At 61.2% G+C, this 15,981-nt stretch carries 13 protein-coding genes; 4 read left to right on the top strand and 9 right to left on the bottom strand.

The features are described from left to right. Positions 1-2: 2 nt before the first annotated feature. From AWR36_RS06900 to AWR36_RS06890, 3 genes are all read right to left on the bottom strand, one after another. Positions 3-422: a DUF2147 domain-containing protein gene (locus AWR36_RS06900; protein ID WP_067083046.1), complete on the bottom strand. Its 420-nt coding sequence runs from the start codon at positions 420-422 to the stop codon at positions 3-5. A 104-nt stretch (positions 423-526) separates the two neighbouring features. Next, positions 527-1,993, bottom strand: coding sequence for a protein adenylyltransferase SelO (locus tag AWR36_RS06895; RefSeq protein ID WP_067083044.1), 1,467 nt, complete (start codon positions 1,991-1,993; stop codon positions 527-529). Positions 1,994-2,046: 53 nt separating this feature from the next. Beyond that, positions 2,047-3,513 (bottom strand): Ppx/GppA phosphatase family protein, encoded by a 1,467-nt coding sequence (locus AWR36_RS06890; protein WP_067083043.1) that lies wholly within the window; start codon positions 3,511-3,513, stop codon positions 2,047-2,049. A 123-nt stretch (positions 3,514-3,636) separates the two neighbouring features. On the opposite strand from AWR36_RS06890, the gene ppk1 reads away from it, so the two are divergent. Continuing rightward, on the top strand, positions 3,637-5,712 hold the full coding sequence (gene ppk1 / locus AWR36_RS06885) for a polyphosphate kinase 1 (protein ID WP_067083041.1): 2,076 nt from the start codon (positions 3,637-3,639) through the stop codon (positions 5,710-5,712). Between the two features lie 117 nt (positions 5,713-5,829). Here the strand turns inward: ppk1 and AWR36_RS06880 are convergent, their stop codons facing one another. Then, positions 5,830-6,324, bottom strand: coding sequence for a hypothetical protein (locus tag AWR36_RS06880; protein WP_141398485.1), 495 nt, complete (start codon positions 6,322-6,324; stop codon positions 5,830-5,832). Positions 6,325-6,371: 47 nt separating this feature from the next. Then, a complete protein-coding gene (gene aceK / locus AWR36_RS06875) occupies positions 6,372-8,123 on the bottom strand; it encodes a bifunctional isocitrate dehydrogenase kinase/phosphatase (RefSeq protein WP_067083037.1) in 1,752 nt (583 codons plus the stop codon). A gap of 96 nt (positions 8,124-8,219) precedes the next feature. Between aceK and AWR36_RS06870 the strand changes: the two genes are divergently transcribed. Next, on the top strand, positions 8,220-8,828 hold the full coding sequence (locus tag AWR36_RS06870) for a MarC family protein (protein ID WP_067083034.1): 609 nt from the start codon (positions 8,220-8,222) through the stop codon (positions 8,826-8,828). Positions 8,829-8,945: 117 nt separating this feature from the next. On the opposite strand, the gene AWR36_RS06865 is transcribed toward AWR36_RS06870, so the two are convergent. Next, positions 8,946-10,868, bottom strand: coding sequence for a PhoX family protein (locus AWR36_RS06865; RefSeq protein ID WP_067083032.1), 1,923 nt, complete (start codon positions 10,866-10,868; stop codon positions 8,946-8,948). A gap of 410 nt (positions 10,869-11,278) precedes the next feature. Here AWR36_RS06865 and AWR36_RS06860 point away from each other — a divergent pair, with 410 nt between their 5' ends. Continuing rightward, on the top strand, positions 11,279-11,818 hold the full coding sequence (locus AWR36_RS06860) for an HD domain-containing protein (RefSeq protein WP_067083030.1): 540 nt from the start codon (positions 11,279-11,281) through the stop codon (positions 11,816-11,818). A gap of 25 nt (positions 11,819-11,843) precedes the next feature. Here the strand turns inward: AWR36_RS06860 and AWR36_RS06855 are convergent, their stop codons facing one another. The 3 genes from AWR36_RS06855 to AWR36_RS06845 form a co-directional block, all read right to left on the bottom strand. Continuing rightward, the gene (locus tag AWR36_RS06855) at positions 11,844-12,551 is read right to left on the bottom strand and encodes an outer membrane beta-barrel protein (RefSeq protein WP_067083028.1); all 708 of its coding nucleotides are present in this window, start codon (positions 12,549-12,551) and stop codon (positions 11,844-11,846) included. A 113-nt stretch (positions 12,552-12,664) separates the two neighbouring features. Continuing rightward, a complete protein-coding gene (locus AWR36_RS06850; protein WP_067083026.1) occupies positions 12,665-13,327 on the bottom strand; it encodes a replication protein P in 663 nt (220 codons plus the stop codon). After that, entirely contained in the window at positions 13,242-14,564 is a 1,323-nt protein-coding gene (locus AWR36_RS06845; RefSeq protein ID WP_067083023.1) for a DnaT-like ssDNA-binding domain-containing protein, read from the bottom strand. Before AWR36_RS06845 ends, AWR36_RS06850 begins: the two co-directional genes overlap by 86 nt. A 187-nt stretch (positions 14,565-14,751) precedes the next feature. On the opposite strand from AWR36_RS06845, the gene AWR36_RS06840 reads away from it, so the two are divergent. Beyond that, the gene (locus AWR36_RS06840; protein WP_067083020.1) at positions 14,752-15,954 is read left to right on the top strand and encodes a permease; all 1,203 of its coding nucleotides are present in this window, start codon (positions 14,752-14,754) and stop codon (positions 15,952-15,954) included. The last annotated feature ends 27 nt before the right edge of the window (positions 15,955-15,981 follow it).

Here is a 15,981-nt window from a genome sequence, read left to right as displayed (position 1 = left end):
GTTCAGTTGACCCGGTACCAGGTCTGGGTGCGGTAGAAGAAGCCGAGGTAGCCCCGCACCATCAGGCGGTCCTTGCCCTCCAGCCAGAACTTGCAGTCATAGATCTTGCCCTTGGTGGGGTCAAGGATCTGGCCTCCCTCGTACACATCGCCGTTTTTCACCATGCCGGTGATGACGTCCATACCCACCACACGCTGGCCCTTCCGCGGGCCCGGGCACTTGTCGCACACGGTGTCGTCGGGCTTCATCAGCAGGTCAACCACCCGCCCGTAATACTTACCGCCCTTCTGGTAGATCTCCACGATCGACTTGGGCTGCCCGGTCTCGTCGTCGATGGTGCGCCACTTGCCCAGCACGTCGGCGGCGCTGGCCTGTACGGCGAATAGCAGGCAGCAGGCTGCCAGCAGCAGGTTTCTCATCATTGTGCTTGCCCCTTGAAAAGCTTGTGACCCGGATCTTACACGAAGTCATCAATGAAAAAAGGAATCTTGTTTCAGTGTAGCCGCTGGCGGTAGAAGCCTCGTTGTCATGATGAGCAGCTGATGGGCATATGCTTGCCGGACGCTGGTGGGGCGGCGGCCCAGGTCTCGTGCTCCGGGTGCTCGTCAAAAGGCGTTTGCAGCAGGGTGAACAGTGTACGCAGCGGCCGGTAGTCGCCGTCCTCTGCCGCCTCGATCACCCGCTGGGCCAGGTAGTTGCGCAGGATGAACTTAGGGTTGGCCGCCAGCATGGCGCGGTTGCGGCTGCGGGAATCGCCGCCGTCGCGGGCCAGGCGCTGATCGTAGTGGTGCAGCCAGGCTTCCAGGGCGTCATGTTGCGCCTCGGGCAGCAGCTCCTGCAAGGCTGCGGCGGGGCGCTCGCCGCGGTAGTGGGCCAGGGCGCGGAAAAACAGGGTGTAATCGGCGCGGGCGTCGGCCAGCAGCTGCAACAGGTCGGCGCACAGCTGCTGGTCGCCGTCTTCCCTTTGCTCCAGGCCGAGTTTGGTGCGCATCTGCGTTGCGTAGGCGTCCACCAAACGCGGCTGGAACTCCTCCAGGCAGTCCTTCAGGGTTTCCGCGCTGACAAAAGCCGAGAGCGAGTGGGCCAGGGCATTGAGGTTCCACAGCGCCACCCCCGGCTGTTGCTCGAAGGCATAGCGGCCGGTGTGGTCCGAATGGTTGCAGATGAATTCCGGCTCGTAGTCGTCGAGAAAGCCGTAGGGGCCGAAGTCGAAGGTGTCGCCGATGATCGACATATTGTCGGTATTTAGCACTCCGTGGGCGAAACCCACTGCCTGCCAGGCTGCCACCAGCTCGGCGGTGCGGGCGACGGTGAAGTGCAGCAGCGCCTCGGCCTGCTCCGCCACCGGCAGCGCCTTCGCCTCGGGCAGAAAGCGGTCGCAGACAGTGCCGATCAGTTTCTGCAGCGCTTCCAGCTGGCGGGTGTAGAAGAAGTATTCGAAGTGACCGAAGCGCACATGGCTCTCTGCCACGCGGATCAGCATGGCGCCGGATTCGATGCGCTCGCGGGTAACGGGCTCATCGCTGCCGACGATGCAGAGTGCCCGCGTGGTGCGGATGCCGAGGCCGTGCAGCGCCTCTCCGGCCAGGTACTCGCGGATGGTGGAGCGCAGCACCGCGCGGCCGTCGCCAAAGCGGGAGTAGGGTGTCTTGCCGGCGCCCTTGAGGTGCAGCTCCCAGCTGCGGTCGCCGTTTACAAGCTCTCCCAGTAACAGTGCGCGGCCATCTCCAAGGTCCGGGTTGTAGACGCCAAACTGGTGACCGGTGTACTTCATCGCAAAGGGTTTGCTGCCAGGCAGCAGCCTGGCGCCGCAACCGATCTCCGCCCAGGCGGGGTTATCGGCCTCGGTCACGTCGATGCCCAGCAGTTCCAGTACCGCCGGGTTGACGTGAATGAGCCTGGGGTGGGTAAACGGCGAGGGTGCCACCGGCGTGCCAAAGGCTTCACCGAGATCGGCGTAGCGGTGGCTTAACGAGACGTCACTGAGCTTCATAATGTTTTATTGTAGGGGGCTGGGGCAGGGGCCAGCTAGCCGGCCCGCACTGATTAGTCGGTTTGCAGCCTCAGGGCCTGGGGCTGGTCGCGCCAGTGTTCCGCTTCCTGGTAGAGCAGGTCTTCGATGGCGGGGTGTCGATCCAGCCACACCTGGGGGATACTGAGCCGGAAGCCGCTCTTCCTCGCGCTCAGTTGCCAGTCCCCGATGTCCCGGTCGGTGTGGTCCCGGTGCGCGATGCAGGCCAGGCGCAGGCTCAGCAGCAGGCTGGGGTCCGGGTGGAAGCCATAGTGCTCCCGCGGGGATTTGATGCGGCCCCGCTGGTTCTGGATCAGGTGTGCCAGATGTTCCTGCTCGCTGCGGCTGAAGCCAGCCAGGTCGGCGTTTTCCACCATATAGGCCCCCAGCTTGCGGAAGTTGCTGTGGGAGAGGGCGAGCCCGATTTCGTGCAGGTCGGCAGCCCAGCGCAGCCGCTGCGTCTTCTCACGCGGGGCATCCTCGCGCAGCGACGACAGCAGCGCCACCGCGGTATCGCCGACGCGGCGAGCCTGGGCGGCGTCGATCTGGCTGCTTTCCATCAGTGCGGCCACGGTATCGGCGCGGCGGTCCCCACCGTGCAGGCGGCCGGCCAGGTCGTGGACGATGCCCTCGCGAATGGCGTAGGGCGAGACGGACATTGTGCGGATATCCAGTTCGCAGAAAATGGCGTGCAGAACAGCGAGGCCGGCAGCGAAAACCGGGCGCCGCTCCTCTTCCAGACCGGGGAGGTCGAGGTCCGCTACACGCCTGGCCGACGCCACCTGCTCAGCCAGGCGGTCGATGGCATCCCTTTCGATTGTCCCCAGGTCGCCACCGTTCAGCACCCGGGCAACGGATTTCACCGTCCCAGAGGCCCCCACGACATCCACGTCCGCGGCCATATGCTGCAGGCCCTGCAGTTCCGCCCGGGCGGCACGACGGGCGCGCTCGAAATGATTGGTCTTCTTGTCGCGGATTTCACCTTCAGGGAAGAATCGGCGCGAGAAAGAGACGCAGCCCATGTAGAGGCTTTCCAGCTTTGTCGGTTTCTCCTCGCCGCGCACCAGTTCCGTGGAGCCGCCGCCGATATCGATGACACAGCGGGGCCGGGGCGGACCGTCGCCGGCGGCAAGCACGCCACTGAAAATCAGCCGCGCTTCCTCGATACCACTGATGATTTCAATGGGCACGCCGAGAGTGGACTCTGCCTGCTCGAGAAAACCGTCCGCATTGGCGGCTGCGCGCAGGGTGTTGGTGCCCACCACCCGCACGTGGTCCGCCGGCAGGTCGGTCAGAACCGGGCGAAAACGGTGCAGGGCTTCGAGGGCGCGCTCCGCGACCGCCGGATCCAGGTTGCGCTCCTCGTCGAGGCCGGCGGCCAGGCGGACCATAGCCTTGTCGGTGTGCAGCCGCACCATGCGCTGGTTACGGAATTCCGCCAGCAACAGGTGGAAACTGTTTGAACCGAGATCCAGCGCCGCGTAGCGCTCTGCGTCTTGCACCTGTTTCCACCCTGTCACTAAAGTTTCATCTGAATGTAGCAAAATGCCCTACTATTTAGACCAAAAGTGCCCGGATGCACAGTGCTGGCTTCCGGGCAGGATCCAAGCCAAAGCAGTATACCAATGGCCGATAATACGCACCTGTACCCCAAAGAGCTAAGCTGGCTGTCTTTCAACGAGCGTGTGCTGCAGGAAGTCGAGGACGATTCGGTCCCGATCATTGAGCGCGTGCGTTTCCTCGGTATTTTTTCCAGCAACCTCGACGAGTTTTTCCGCGTGCGTGTGGCGGATGTGCGGCGGGTGGCCACTTTTGCCAAGGCCGAAGAGAAAAAATCCTATTTTGGCGAGCTGCTGGATCGCATCAATGATCGGGTTCTGAGGCTGCAGCGGCGCTCCTTTGCCGCCTACACCCAGGTGCTTTCCGACCTCGACAAGCACCATATCCACCTGGTGAACGAAACCCAGCTGACGCCGCGCCAGCGCAAGTTCGTGGAGAATTATTTTCACGATGAGGTCCTGCCAGAGCTGGAACCTTTTTTCATTGATGACCGTGAGACCATGCCGCTGCTGAACGAGGCGAGCATTTACTTCGCGATCTACTTGCAGTTGGACGACGGCCGCGAGCGCTTTGCGGCCATGGAAATCCCCACCGAGACCCTGCCGCGTTTCGTGGTGATTCCGCCGAGAGAAGGCAAGCAGGAAAAGGTCTATATCGTTCTCGACAATATCATCCGGGCCTGCCTGGCCGAAGTGTTCCGCAATGTGCTGCCGATCCGGCGGGCGGAAGCCTATATGTTCAAGATCAGCCGCGATGCGGAACTGGAGCTGGGTGAGGGGATTACGCAGAATATTGTCGACCGGGTGGCGAAGTCGCTGAAAAAGCGCAAGAAGGCCGACCCGGTACGCATGGCCCACGATGCCGCCATGCCGGAGGTGCTGCTCAACCTGGTGAAAAAGAAGCTGAAAATGGGCCGCTATGACAGCTATACGCCCGGCGGCCGGTATCATAACTCCAAAGATTTCATGACCTTTCCGGCGGACTCGGCCAGGCACCGCTACAAGCCGCTGAAGCCGATCCCCACCTTGCCGGAGAGTGAGAGCATCTTCAACCAGTTGCGCGCCGCTGACCAGCTGCTCTATTACCCCTATCACGACTTCCGCGCGATCACCAACTTCCTGATTTCGGCCGCCATCGACCCCGCGGTGCGCGAGATCCGCATCAACCTTTATCGGGTGGCAAAGAACTCCCGTGTGGTAGCGGCGCTGGTCAATGCCGTGCGCAACAACAAGAAAGTAGTGGCGGTAGTGGAGCTGCAGGCGCGCTTCGATGAGCAGGCCAATATTCACTGGTCCAACGAGCTGCAGGATGCCGGTGTCGAGGTAATCTACGGCGTGCCGGGCCTGAAAGTGCATTGCAAGCTGATTTCTATCCTGCGCGATGAGGAGGGCGAGCCGCGCTACTACACCCACTTTGGCACCGGCAACTTCAATGAGAGCACCGCGCGGGTTTACTGTGACTTCAGCCTGCTGACCAGTGACCAGGGGCTCGGCCGCGATGCCTTTCATGTGTTCGAATTTCTGCAGCAGCCCCACCTGCGCCCGGATTACCAGAATATCGCTGTCTCCCCCTATACCACCCGGCCGGCCCTATTACAGGCCATCGACCGGGAGATTGAGGCCGCACAGGCGGGGCAGCGGGCGGAGCTGTTCTTCAAGTGCAATAACCTGGTGGACGAGGAGGTGATCGAGCGGCTCTGTCGCGCGGGCGCCGCCGGTGTGCAGGTGCGTATTATCGTGCGCAGCATGTGTTCGCTGGTCCCTGATTGCTGCGAGAACATCCAGGTGATCAGCCTGGTGGACAAATTCCTTGAGCACGCGCGGGTGTATATTTTCCACAACGGTGGCGATGAACAGATCTGGCTCTCTTCGGCCGACCTGATGACGCGCAACCTGGATCACCGGGTTGAGGTGACTTTCCCCATCATGGACGAGCGGCACCGGCAGACGGTGAGGAAGATCATGGAGCTGCAGTGGTGCGATAACCACAAAGCGCGGGTACTGGACGCGGACCAGAGCAATACCCGCATCGCGGATTTCTGCGATCGGGACTGCCGGGCCCAGGATGCGATCTACCGCTACCTCAAGCGACGCGCAGCGGAGCTGGCGCCAGTCGAGACGGAAGAGACCGAGCGGGCCTAGCCCGGATATGTCGCCCTGGGCCGCGATGCCCGGTGAAAGTTTGTCCCCAGGGGGGCTATAACATCAACGAAAACATAGAGTAACGTTGAATATGAAGCTGCCGGTGACATATCCGGGCTAGCGACTGAAACCGACCAGCTTGCCGCGACTGAAGGAGAAGCGATAGCGCTCGCCCACTTTGAGCTGGCCGCGGCAACTGGACTGGATGGTGAAATGGGGGTGCTGGGGCGTGACCACCCAGGTGCTGAAGTCATTCCCGGGGCCGCGCTCGATCAGCCAGTAGTAGTCTCCCTTGCCGCAGGAGTTTGTCTTGCGACAGTCCTGATGACCCCAGACATAGGCGTAGACATCAAACTGCGCCGGTAACTTGCCGGATTCGCTGAAGGCCGGGTTGTCGCTGCGGTTGAAGGTGAAGATTTCCTTGAAGCCCATCGTGCGAAAACCCCGGGCCGGGGTACCGCAACTGACGGTTTGTGTTTTCACTGTGACTCGTGCATGAGCGCCGGGCTTGCCTGCGGTGCGGACCGTGTCTTCACTGGGCAGGTAGCCGCAGCCACTGGTTAGCGCCAGAGCCAGAATTCCGACGATCGCTGTAAGACTGCTGAACCGCACCACCATCTCCTTACCTCAGGGCCCTTCATCTCACTATAGTCGCTAACTTAGCCCTTGGGCTTGCGGTGGGAGCGACGCTTGAAGCGCCACTTGCGACGGTAGGGGAAGGCGCTCTCAATATGGCCGGCGCGGATTCGTTCCTGCAGGCGCTGCCAGTAACGGTAGTCATACAGGTCGCTGTGCTGGTCCTCGAAGGCCTTGCGGGCGACGGGATTGCCGGAGAAGAACAGCCGGAACTCTTCCGGGAAGACATCGGCTTCATCCACCGTATACCAGGGCTGGTCGGACAGTTCCTGCTCGGCGGTGCGCGCCTCCGGGATCTTGCGGAAGTGGCAGTCCGTCAGCGGGCATAGCTCGTCGTAGTCGTAAAATACCACGCGACCATGGCGGGTGACGCCAAAGTTCTTCAGCAGCATGTCGCCGGGGAAGATATTCGCCGCCGCCAGCTGTTTGATGGCATTGCCATACTCCTCCATTGCCTCGCGGGTCTCCTCGTCACTGGCGTGCTGCAGATAGAGGTTGAGCGGCTCCATGCGGCGCTCCACGTACAGGTGCTTGATGATGATCCACTTGTCGTCCATCACCAGCTTGGAGGGCGCGACTTCCTGCAGCTCCGCCAGCAGCTCCTCGCTGAAGCGGTTGCGGTAGAAAATAAAGTTGGTGTACTCCTGGGTATCCGCCATGCGGCCGACCCGGTCGGAGCGGGATACGAACTTGTACTTCTCCCGCACGATCTCCTCGGTCACCGTTTTGGGGCGGTCGAACTTGTCCTTGATGACCTTGAATACCACCGGGTAGGAAGGCAGCGTGAATACGCTCATGACCATGCCCTTGATGCCCGGGGCGATGATGAACTTGTCGTTGCTCACCTTCATATGGGCGAGGATATGGCGGTAGAACTCGGTCTTGCCATGCTTGTGGAAGCCGATGGAGTTGTACAGCTCCGAGCGCTCCTTGAGCGGCATGATGGTGGAGAGGAAGCGCACGAAGCGTGACGGAATGGGCGCGTCCACCATGAAATAGGAACGGGTAAAACTGAAGATGATGCTGGCGGAATCGTTGCTGTAGAGCACGGTGTCAACGAATACACCACCGCGGCCGTTGTTCAGGCAGGGCAACAGCAGGGGGATTACCTGGCCGCCAAACATCATGCGCCCGACCAGGTAGGCGGCCTTGTTGCGGTAAAACACTGACTCCAGCATATCCACCCGCAGCTGCTTCTCGTTCTCCAGCCCCGTCAGTGGGCCCTCGCGCAGGGCGCGGCAGATATTGTCCACATCCCGCTGCAGGTCTTCCCACGGCACGGAGAAGCCGTAGTCATTGAGGATGTCCTCGATCATGTATTCGAGGCCGTCCCGGCCGCTGTAGCTGATATAGATGCTGTAATCCCGCAGCGGCTTCTCGTCCGGTGGCCGGGACGGCTTGACGAAAATGTTGCTGTCGTGGATATGGGCGTGCTTGTACTGGTTGCAGAATACCGAGTTGAAAAAGGTCTCGGCGATTTCGTAGTTACTGTGGTTGGCAATGAGCTGGGCAAAAGTGGCTCGGGCCTCACGCCAGATCGCCAGGTCTGTGGTGTCCTTGCTGGTCACCGCGTGCACCAGCTTGAGGACCTGCATCACCTTGGTCTTGTAGAGGTCGATACGCTCCTTGTTGGCCTGGTGCACCGCCTGCCAGGAGGCGGTTTCGAAGCGTGCCTTGGCCCCCAGGGTGATGTTCTGGTAATCGGCAAAGTAGGCATCGAAGCCGTTGAGAATGGTCTTGGCGATGCGGCGCGCGGTCGGTGAGTGATTGGTCATGCACTAGACTTCAGTTTCAGGTCCCTTGTAGGAATTCCTGCAGCCCGAAGCGAGCAGGAATCAAGCCGATAGTAGCACGGTGCGCCGGAGCCTCCCTTGAACGATTGGATCAGCAGCTTTGTCTTTTTCTTTGCTGTGATCGACCCGGTGGGTACCCTGCCGGTGTTTATTGCCGTCACTGCCCGCCATGCGGAGTGGCAGAAACGCAAGATCGCGCTGCTGGCGGTGTTGGTTGCGGCGGCGATCCTGCTGTTTTTCCTGATGGCCGGGCAGTACCTGCTGGAGACGATCGGCGTGCCGTTATCGGCATTCCAGGTCGCCGGCGGTGTAGTGTTGTTCCTGTTTGCCCTGACCATGATCTTTGGCGAGGGCAAGCCGGAGCAGGAGGTGGGGATCGTTAAAAGTGGTCATGAGACGGCGATCTTTCCCCTGGCGGTGCCCTCAATCGCCTCCCCCGGCGCCATGCTGGCGGCGGTGGTGTTGACCGATAACTACCGCTTCGACCCGATTCACCAGTTCCGCACCGCCACGGCCATGTTCGCCGTGCTGGGTATCGTGCTGGCAATACTGCTCACTGCCCAGTGGATTTTCCGCTTTATCGGCGAGGCCGGCGCCAGCATTGTCAGTCGGGTGATGGGCCTGATTCTTGCCTCGGTGGCGACCACCAATGTGCTGCTGGGCATCCAGCAGTTTTTCTCGATTTGAGAGTCCTGAGCGTTTAGCTTTTTTAAATGAATGCCTTCCGCTTCGTTATGGGAGGTCTCTCCGCTTAACCGGGGCTCTCGCTGGATATGGCTCCCTCGCTTGCAAGTACCTTTCCCATCAACTGCCCACCGGTTTGCCATCGGGACGATGGATCGCCAGAACGGACGGGCGTGGCGGCAGCTTCGGGTCATTGTCCGGCCAGCGGTGCATGGGATTGTCAAAGGTGGAGCGGCCGCCATCCGCCGGATGCTGCACGGCCACGAACAGCGTCGAGCCATCCGGAGTAAATTCCGGCCCGCAGACTTCGGCCCCCTCGGGGCAGCCGAAAAAGTGCCTGGGCGCGGCGCGCAAATCGCCTTCGGTGGCCATGGCCCAGAGCCCGTCGTGGAATCCAAAATCTTCACAGCCGTCGGTGGCGATCCACATATTGCCGCGGGGATCGAACGCGACATTGTCCGGATTGGCGAACCAGCCGTGGGGTGAGATGGCACCGGGTGTCTGCTGCCCGTAGGCGCCGCGCTGGTTTGGCTCTTCGGCATTGGGGTTGCCACCGAGCAGGAAGGTTGTCCACTGGAAGGTATCACTGGCGTGATCGCGCTGGCCGTATTGGCCCGGCGGTACGATTTCCAGCACGTGGCCCGTGGCGTTTTTCTGTCTTGGATTGGCTGCATTGGCCACGATGCGCCGCTTGTTCTTGGTCAGCATCACGTAGGTGCAGTCGTTGACCGGATTGGTTTCCACGTCCTCGGGGCGATCCATGGGGGTCGCTCCCAGCAGTGCCGCAGCGCGGCGCGCATCGATCAGCACATCCGCCTGGTTGTGGAAGCCATTGTCCGGCGTCAGTGGTCCCTGACCGAACACCAGCGGCAACCACTCGCCGGAACCGTCCTCATTGAACTGGCCGGCAAACAGGGTGCCCTCCAGCAGCAGGGAGCGGTTGTGGCCGTCGTTGCCCGGTTCGTAATTGTCCCGGGAGACATAGCGGTAGACGAACTGGTGTTCATCATCGTCACCACCGTAGGCGACTACTGGCTGGCCGGGCTTGCACACCAGGGTAAAGCCCTCGTGTTCGAACCGGCCCAGGCTTGTGAGCTTGCGCGGTTGTGACTGTGGATCATAGGGGTCGAATTCCACCATCCAGCCGAAACGGTTGGGCTCATGGGGCTCCCGCTCAATATCGAAACGATGATCGTAATCGCCCCAATTGCGGTTTTCCGGAGAAATACCAAAAGTATGGTGATTCAGTGCCTCCACCGGATCGGCAATATTGTCCGGATCCCCCTGGAAGGCGCCGCCAAAACCCTCCTCGGCTATCAGCACCGTGCCCCAGGGCGTCTTGCCACCGGCGCAGTTACCCACAGTGCCGAGCACAGTCTTGCCGGCAGGGTCGGCCGCGGTCTGTAACCGGCGGTCGCCGGCGGCGGGGCCGACGATGTTCATGGCAGTAGACAGTGTGATACGGCGGTTATAGGGGCTGTCGAGCACCGGCTGCCACCCGTTTGCGGTTTTCTCGATCTCGGTAATGGCATGGCCGCAGGCGGCCTGCTCTATGGCCACGTGTTTGGCACTGACACCGCGAGTGGCGCTGTGTTCATCGTTGTAGCCGGAAAACATCAGGTGAGGCTGGGTGTATTCATGATTCACGCACAGCAAACCCCGCTCGCTGTTTCCGCTCGCCATGTGGCGTATGTTTTCTCCCGGTCCCGCATCGGTGTCCAGCGGCATAAACGCGATAAAGTCATTGTTATAACCAAAGCGCCGCGCCTGGGATTCTGCATCGAGTCTGGCCGGCTCAAACTCCTCTTCGCCCTGGTGTAGTGGGTCGCCCCAGCGCAGCAGCACTTCCGCCTGATAATCTTCGGGGAGATGGTGATGGGCATCCAGACCGTGGGGTATTTCCTTGAACGAAAGCGCGCTGTTTTGGCGTTGTGGATCGCGGCTGCAGGCGGAAAACAGGCTCGCGGTAGCAGTGCTGGCAGTCAACGCGCCAACGGCTTTGAACAGTGTACGGCGGGACGGATTGATCGGCGTCTTTTTCATTATCGCTCTGGCTGTTGTGCGGTGGGGTGCCTTGTCGCCATAACGATGTGGCAACGTACTGATAGTTTAGTGGCCCCGGATTTTGACCGCGGGCAGTGACAGCCAGATGAAAATAAAGGAGCGCCACAGGCATGTGACCCTCGTCAAAAAACGCCACTGTGGGCTTATCAGCCACGTTTATTCTGCGGGCCCAACAAAAAGCGCTCGACATACAAGGCAACGGGGCGTCATGGACAAACGATGCAATCAGTTCGCACTTGTCGGCCTACCGAAGACGGCACTTGCGTTGTTGAATTCCGAGGCAACGGGGGAGTTGCCCGATGCCAGGATGTTGGAGGCATTGCCAGCTGCTTGTTACTGAGGCGGGTCGGCATACAATGCCAGCATTGGATAGCAAAACTGATTCCCCTATGAAGATCGAAACACAAATTCCGTTTCTGGATGCATTGCTGGCCCCCTGGCAGGCCACCATCGGGGATGAGTATCTCGGCTATCGCAATCATGTGTACCGGATGGCGCACTGTTGCCTGAGGCTGGGGGATTGCAGCGAGGAGGAGCGGCAGAAAATCTTGATTGCCGCTGCCTTTCACGATATCGGTATCTGGATCGAGGACACGGTGGACTATATCGAGCCGTCGGTGCCACCTGCCATGGCGTATCTGCGCGAAAATGATCTGGAGGCGTGGAGCGATGAGATTCGGCTGATGATCACCGAGCACCACAAAGTCCGGCCGTACCACGGCGAGCACGAGCGGCTGGTGGAATTGTTCCGTCGCGGCGACCTGGTGGATTTTTCCGGTGGACTGGTCTCGTTTGGGATCGACAAACAGGAATTGAAGAGCCTGCGTGCCGCCTTCCCCAATGCCGGTTTCCACCGCAATCTGGGCAAGCGTGGCTGGCGCTGGTTCCTGAAGCACCCGCTCAACCCCGCGCCCATGATGAAGTGGTGACGACGGCCGTCCCGCCATTGGTGGGTCAGAAGTGCAGGCTCCAGCCGAGCGAGACGGTTTCCAGGTCGTAGCTGCCCCGCAGGTCTTCAGAGCCGATATCCTGGAAGGTTTCCCACTCCGCTCTCACGGTCCAGTTGTTGTGGTTGCGGTAGCTGATACCGGCGCCATAGCTCCAGTGAAAGCCATTATCGGCTTCCGCCCCGCGGCCGCGGACCTCTACCGGCACCTCCCGGATCACACCATCCTCCTGAACGGCCACCAGCACCTCACCCCGCTGGCGCCCGGAGAGTTCCCCCATCCAGAAACCGCCGCCGGCCTTGGCGAAAAAACTGGCGCCGCCAAAGAAAGGCAGGTGACCCACGACATAAGCCGTGGCGAGCCGGGTCTTGATCTCATCCTCCACCTGCAGGAACTCGCCCCGGTCATTGGTGAGGGTGAAGCCGACACGGTTGTCGTCCAGCTGTCGCACACTGGCTTCGACGGCGAGGTTCGGCGTCCAGCGCCAGCCGCCGTAAAGCTTGATCAGGTTGCCGGCGCCCTCACAGCTGCGCTCGGGGACGTCCTGGGTGTCGGTATCGAAGCGGCTGATCTGGGCGTCCACCGATGTGCAGAAGCCCTGCTGTTCGGCATTGCCGAAGCTGATACCGGCATACCGGTGAGAGTAGAAGTCGGCGCTGGCCAGGTTGGGCAGCGCCATCAGGGGTACCGCTAGCAGAAAAGTTGGCCGGTTCATGGCGTCACCTGCTGGCTCGAGGATGAGTTGTTATTGTGGGGCGACAGTCGCGCCCGGTCTGGTTTCCTTACGCCGCCGCCGGTAAAAAAGATGAACCCGGGAATCGAGGCGCGTTACAGATCCAGTTCCGCCCGCAGCGCCGCCAGTTTCTCGGCATTTTCTTCCTTGGAGAGCGGCTTGCCCGGGTTGTCTTCCAGACGCAGTTGTTCCGGTGCCGGGAGCTTTTCACCTTCAAGAACGCGGGCGCAGATCTTGCGGTAGTGCTCGGCAAACACCGGGTAGGCGACGGACTCCGCGTTATTGGCGAGGAAGAACCAGTTGGCCTCGCGGCCGGCGTGGTAGACCGCCGGGTGACTCCAGTTGTAGTTGGCCTTGGGGCTGGGGGCATTGCAGGCCTCGCGGTAGGCGGCGCGCGCCTCCGGCAGGCCATTGTCCCCGGCGGCACACAACTGCAGCATCTTGTGCACGGTGGGCAGGTATTCGCTCTGCTTGATGGCCCGCTTGGCACCGGCGACGATCTGCTCCGGCGTAAAGGCCTCGAGGGATTCCAGCCACAGGCGCTTGGCCAGGTGCAGGGTCTCGGTATCGGGGAAGGCGGCATTGAACTGGTTGTGGTAGCTGAGTTTCAGCAATCCGAATACCTCATTCAACGCGCGCTTGCGCTCGCTCAGCTGAGGATTGGCGTCACCGCTACCAGTTTGTGTCCGTGACGATGTCGATGACTGACCTGTCGCGGGTACGCTGGTTGTCGTTGTTGGTGTGTTGCTGCTTGCCATGAGATTGTCCTATCGCCAGCTTGTTGCGCTCTGCCCACTGGTAGCGCGCGTGACGCACGAAAATGGCGTCCCAGCTTTTGCGCGCGGCGTTCTGGCCGCGCCAGTAAATGATGAATTCGGGTACCAGGGACAGGGCGAAGTCCCGGTCTATTTCACACTGGTTGACCAGGTGACTCAAGCAGTCACTGCTGGGCTGCCAGTTGCGGGAGATGGGCTTGGCCACCGGGTTCTTTTCAATACCCTGGCAGTAATAGGCCCACTCCTCGCGGGCATACTCGATAAACAGTTCCCCCCAGCGGGCGCTGTGGCCGCCGCGCTCCAGCCACTTGTAAATAAACTCGGGCAGCAGTTCTGCGGCAAAGTTGGGGTTGATGGCCAGGCGGCGCAGCTGCTCCCAGGTGTGCTCACTGGGCTGCCAGTCGCGGGTCATTGCCGTCGGTTTGCGTTTCTCGATAAAGGGGGTGTCCTGCTTCTCCCAGTCCTCCGTGATCCAGTCATTGAATTCCAGGTCCCAGGAGATGGACTGCTTGCCACTGGAGCGGTGGTAGTCGAGGAAGCGCTGCAGGCCCCTCTGTACGAAAGTGCTGGGCACCCCTTCGTCCGCCAGTTTGCGCAGGGTGTCCTCACCCGGGTACCAGCCTTCCGGCAGGGGCTGCTTGCGCTGGGCGGTGGCCCGGTAGGCCTCCCACTTGCTCTTCACCTGCTTCAGGAACAGGGAGCCGAAGGAGTGGCGGGACTCGCCGCGCTCGCGCCAGTAGGTGACAAACTCGGGCAACTGCTCGCGCACGAAGTGCTCCGGCACACCCAGCTGGGCGATCCGCGCCATGGTCTCCTGGTCCGGCTGCCAGTTGGGGCCGATGCTATTGGCGCTGCGGCTGGCTTGCGCGGGGGGCGCAGGAGGCGCGGAGGGCACGGCTTCCGGCGCGCGGTGCTCGCCGGGGAGGGCGAACTTCAGCAGGCCGCTGCTACCGTAGGGGGCTGAACCCAGCAGCAGGGCGCCGTGATTGCGCAGGCTGGTGGCCACCCGCTGGATATCCGCCGGCTGCCAGAAGGGCAGCTGTTGCTGCAACTGTTCCGCTTCAACGCTGTACCAGTCGCGCCCCGGGTGGGGCTCCACCGCCAGAAACGGCAGCATGTCGCTCAGTGCGGTTAGCAGCACTGCCTCCTCCAGGCCGAGTGTGGCGGCCAGAGTGGGAGACAGGCAGAGCGGGCGTTCCGGAAGCAGGGGGTGTTTCATGGCGCGATTCTAACACCCCGGCACTGCCTTTGCGCGGGGGGCGCGGCGGTTGCCAGGCTGGCGTGACTGACCGCCGGTTCAGGGTATTGCTACGCTCTTCAGGAATGCCTCTCCAGGAGGCGACTCCAGAGTTGGACGGAATCAACGCCGCCATGGGCAACCAGGCAGGAACAGGGACAAGGGAAAGATGCAGGCATTCCTCGACAACTGGCACCAGGCCGCCATTACCACCCTGGGGCTGTTCTGGATGGCTTTCTGGGCCTTCGGACTGGGTTACCTGATCAGCAGCATGATCCAGGTGTTCGTCACCCGCGAGCGAATGAAGAAGAGCATGGGCCAGGCGGGGGCAAAAAGTGTCGGGCTGGCCTCCTTCTTCGGTTTTATCTCCAGTTCCTGTTCCTTTGCCGCCCTCGCCACCACCCGTGCTTTGTTCGCCAAGGGCGCCGGACTGGTGCCTTCCCTCGCTTTCCTGCTGGCTTCCACCAACCTGGTGATCGAGCTGGGTATCGTGATCGCTGTGTTCCTGAGCTGGCAGTTCGTGGTGGGGGAATACCTGGGAGGTGTTCTCCTGATTCTGTTGATGTGGCTGCTGGTGCGGCTCACTGTGCCAGACAAGCTGGTCAAAAAAGCCCGTGAACGGGCACGGGAGGCAGAGGGCGGCGGCGATGGAGATGAGGATATTCCTGACTGGAAAAAACTCATCCAGAGTCGCAAGGGCTGGCGTCGGGTGGCGAACCGCTATGTGATGGAATGGCACATGGTGTGGAAGGACGTCACCGTGGGTTTCACCGTCGCCGGCATCATTGCCGTGTTTGTGCCCAAGTCCTTTTTCCAGAGCCTGTTTGTCGGTGCCGGGGAGCCCGACCCGGCATTCTGGGAAGTGTTGTTGCAGTGCCTGGTGGGCCCGGTTGCCGCCTTCTTCACCTTTATTGGCTCCATGGGCAATATTCCCCTGGCAGCAGTGCTGTTCGATAACGGCGTGGCTTTCGCCGGTATCATGGCATTCATTTTCAGCGACCTGGTGGTGCTGCCGGTGCTGCGCATCCAGGCGCAGTACTATGGCTGGAAGATGGCCCTCTACATCCTCGGGGTATTCCTGGTCATCCTCGTCTCATCGGCATTGATGCTCCATTACGGCTTTGCTTTTTTCGATCTGTTGCCGAGCCACGACAGCGTGAAAAAGATGGCCGACCGCGAGTTCTTCAAGGTCGATTACACCCTGTTTTTGAACCTTTTATTTGCGGCTGTCGGCGTCTTCTTCCTGATCTGGCGCTGGCGGGATAAGGGTTTGCCGGGCCTGAAAACTGACAGCCTCTCAGAACGAATCCTTCTGGCCTTGGCGACGCTGGCAATCACCTGGTTGGTAATTGGCACTCTGCTACCAGTCTGACTCGACCTCGATTGCAATCGAGGGGGC

The sequence above is a fragment of the Microbulbifer flavimaris genome, assembly GCF_001641755.2.
Classification (GTDB): Bacteria; Pseudomonadota; Gammaproteobacteria; order Pseudomonadales; family Cellvibrionaceae; genus Microbulbifer; species Microbulbifer flavimaris.
This window is presented reverse-complemented; position numbering and strand designations above follow the sequence as displayed.

What these genes read in the sequence shown, in the direction of transcription:
- AWR36_RS06900 (WP_067083046.1), bottom strand. Translation starts at nt 422, where the DNA reads ATGATGAGAAACCTGCTGCTGGCAGCCTGCTGCCTGCTATTCGCCGTA.
- AWR36_RS06895 (WP_067083044.1), bottom strand. Translation starts at nt 1,993, where the DNA reads ATGAAGCTCAGTGACGTCTCGTTAAGCCACCGCTACGCCGATCTCGGT.
- ppk1 (WP_067083041.1), top strand. Translation starts at nt 3,637, where the DNA reads ATGGCCGATAATACGCACCTGTACCCCAAAGAGCTAAGCTGGCTGTCT.
- aceK (WP_067083037.1), bottom strand. Translation starts at nt 8,123, where the DNA reads ATGACCAATCACTCACCGACCGCGCGCCGCATCGCCAAGACCATTCTC.
- AWR36_RS06865 (WP_067083032.1), bottom strand. Translation starts at nt 10,868, where the DNA reads ATGAAAAAGACGCCGATCAATCCGTCCCGCCGTACACTGTTCAAAGCC.
- AWR36_RS06860 (WP_067083030.1), top strand. Translation starts at nt 11,279, where the DNA reads ATGAAGATCGAAACACAAATTCCGTTTCTGGATGCATTGCTGGCCCCC.
- AWR36_RS06855 (WP_067083028.1), bottom strand. Translation starts at nt 12,551, where the DNA reads ATGAACCGGCCAACTTTTCTGCTAGCGGTACCCCTGATGGCGCTGCCC.
- AWR36_RS06850 (WP_067083026.1), bottom strand. Translation starts at nt 13,327, where the DNA reads ATGGCAAGCAGCAACACACCAACAACGACAACCAGCGTACCCGCGACA.
- AWR36_RS06845 (WP_067083023.1), bottom strand. Translation starts at nt 14,564, where the DNA reads ATGAAACACCCCCTGCTTCCGGAACGCCCGCTCTGCCTGTCTCCCACT.
- AWR36_RS06840 (WP_067083020.1), top strand. Translation starts at nt 14,752, where the DNA reads ATGCAGGCATTCCTCGACAACTGGCACCAGGCCGCCATTACCACCCTG.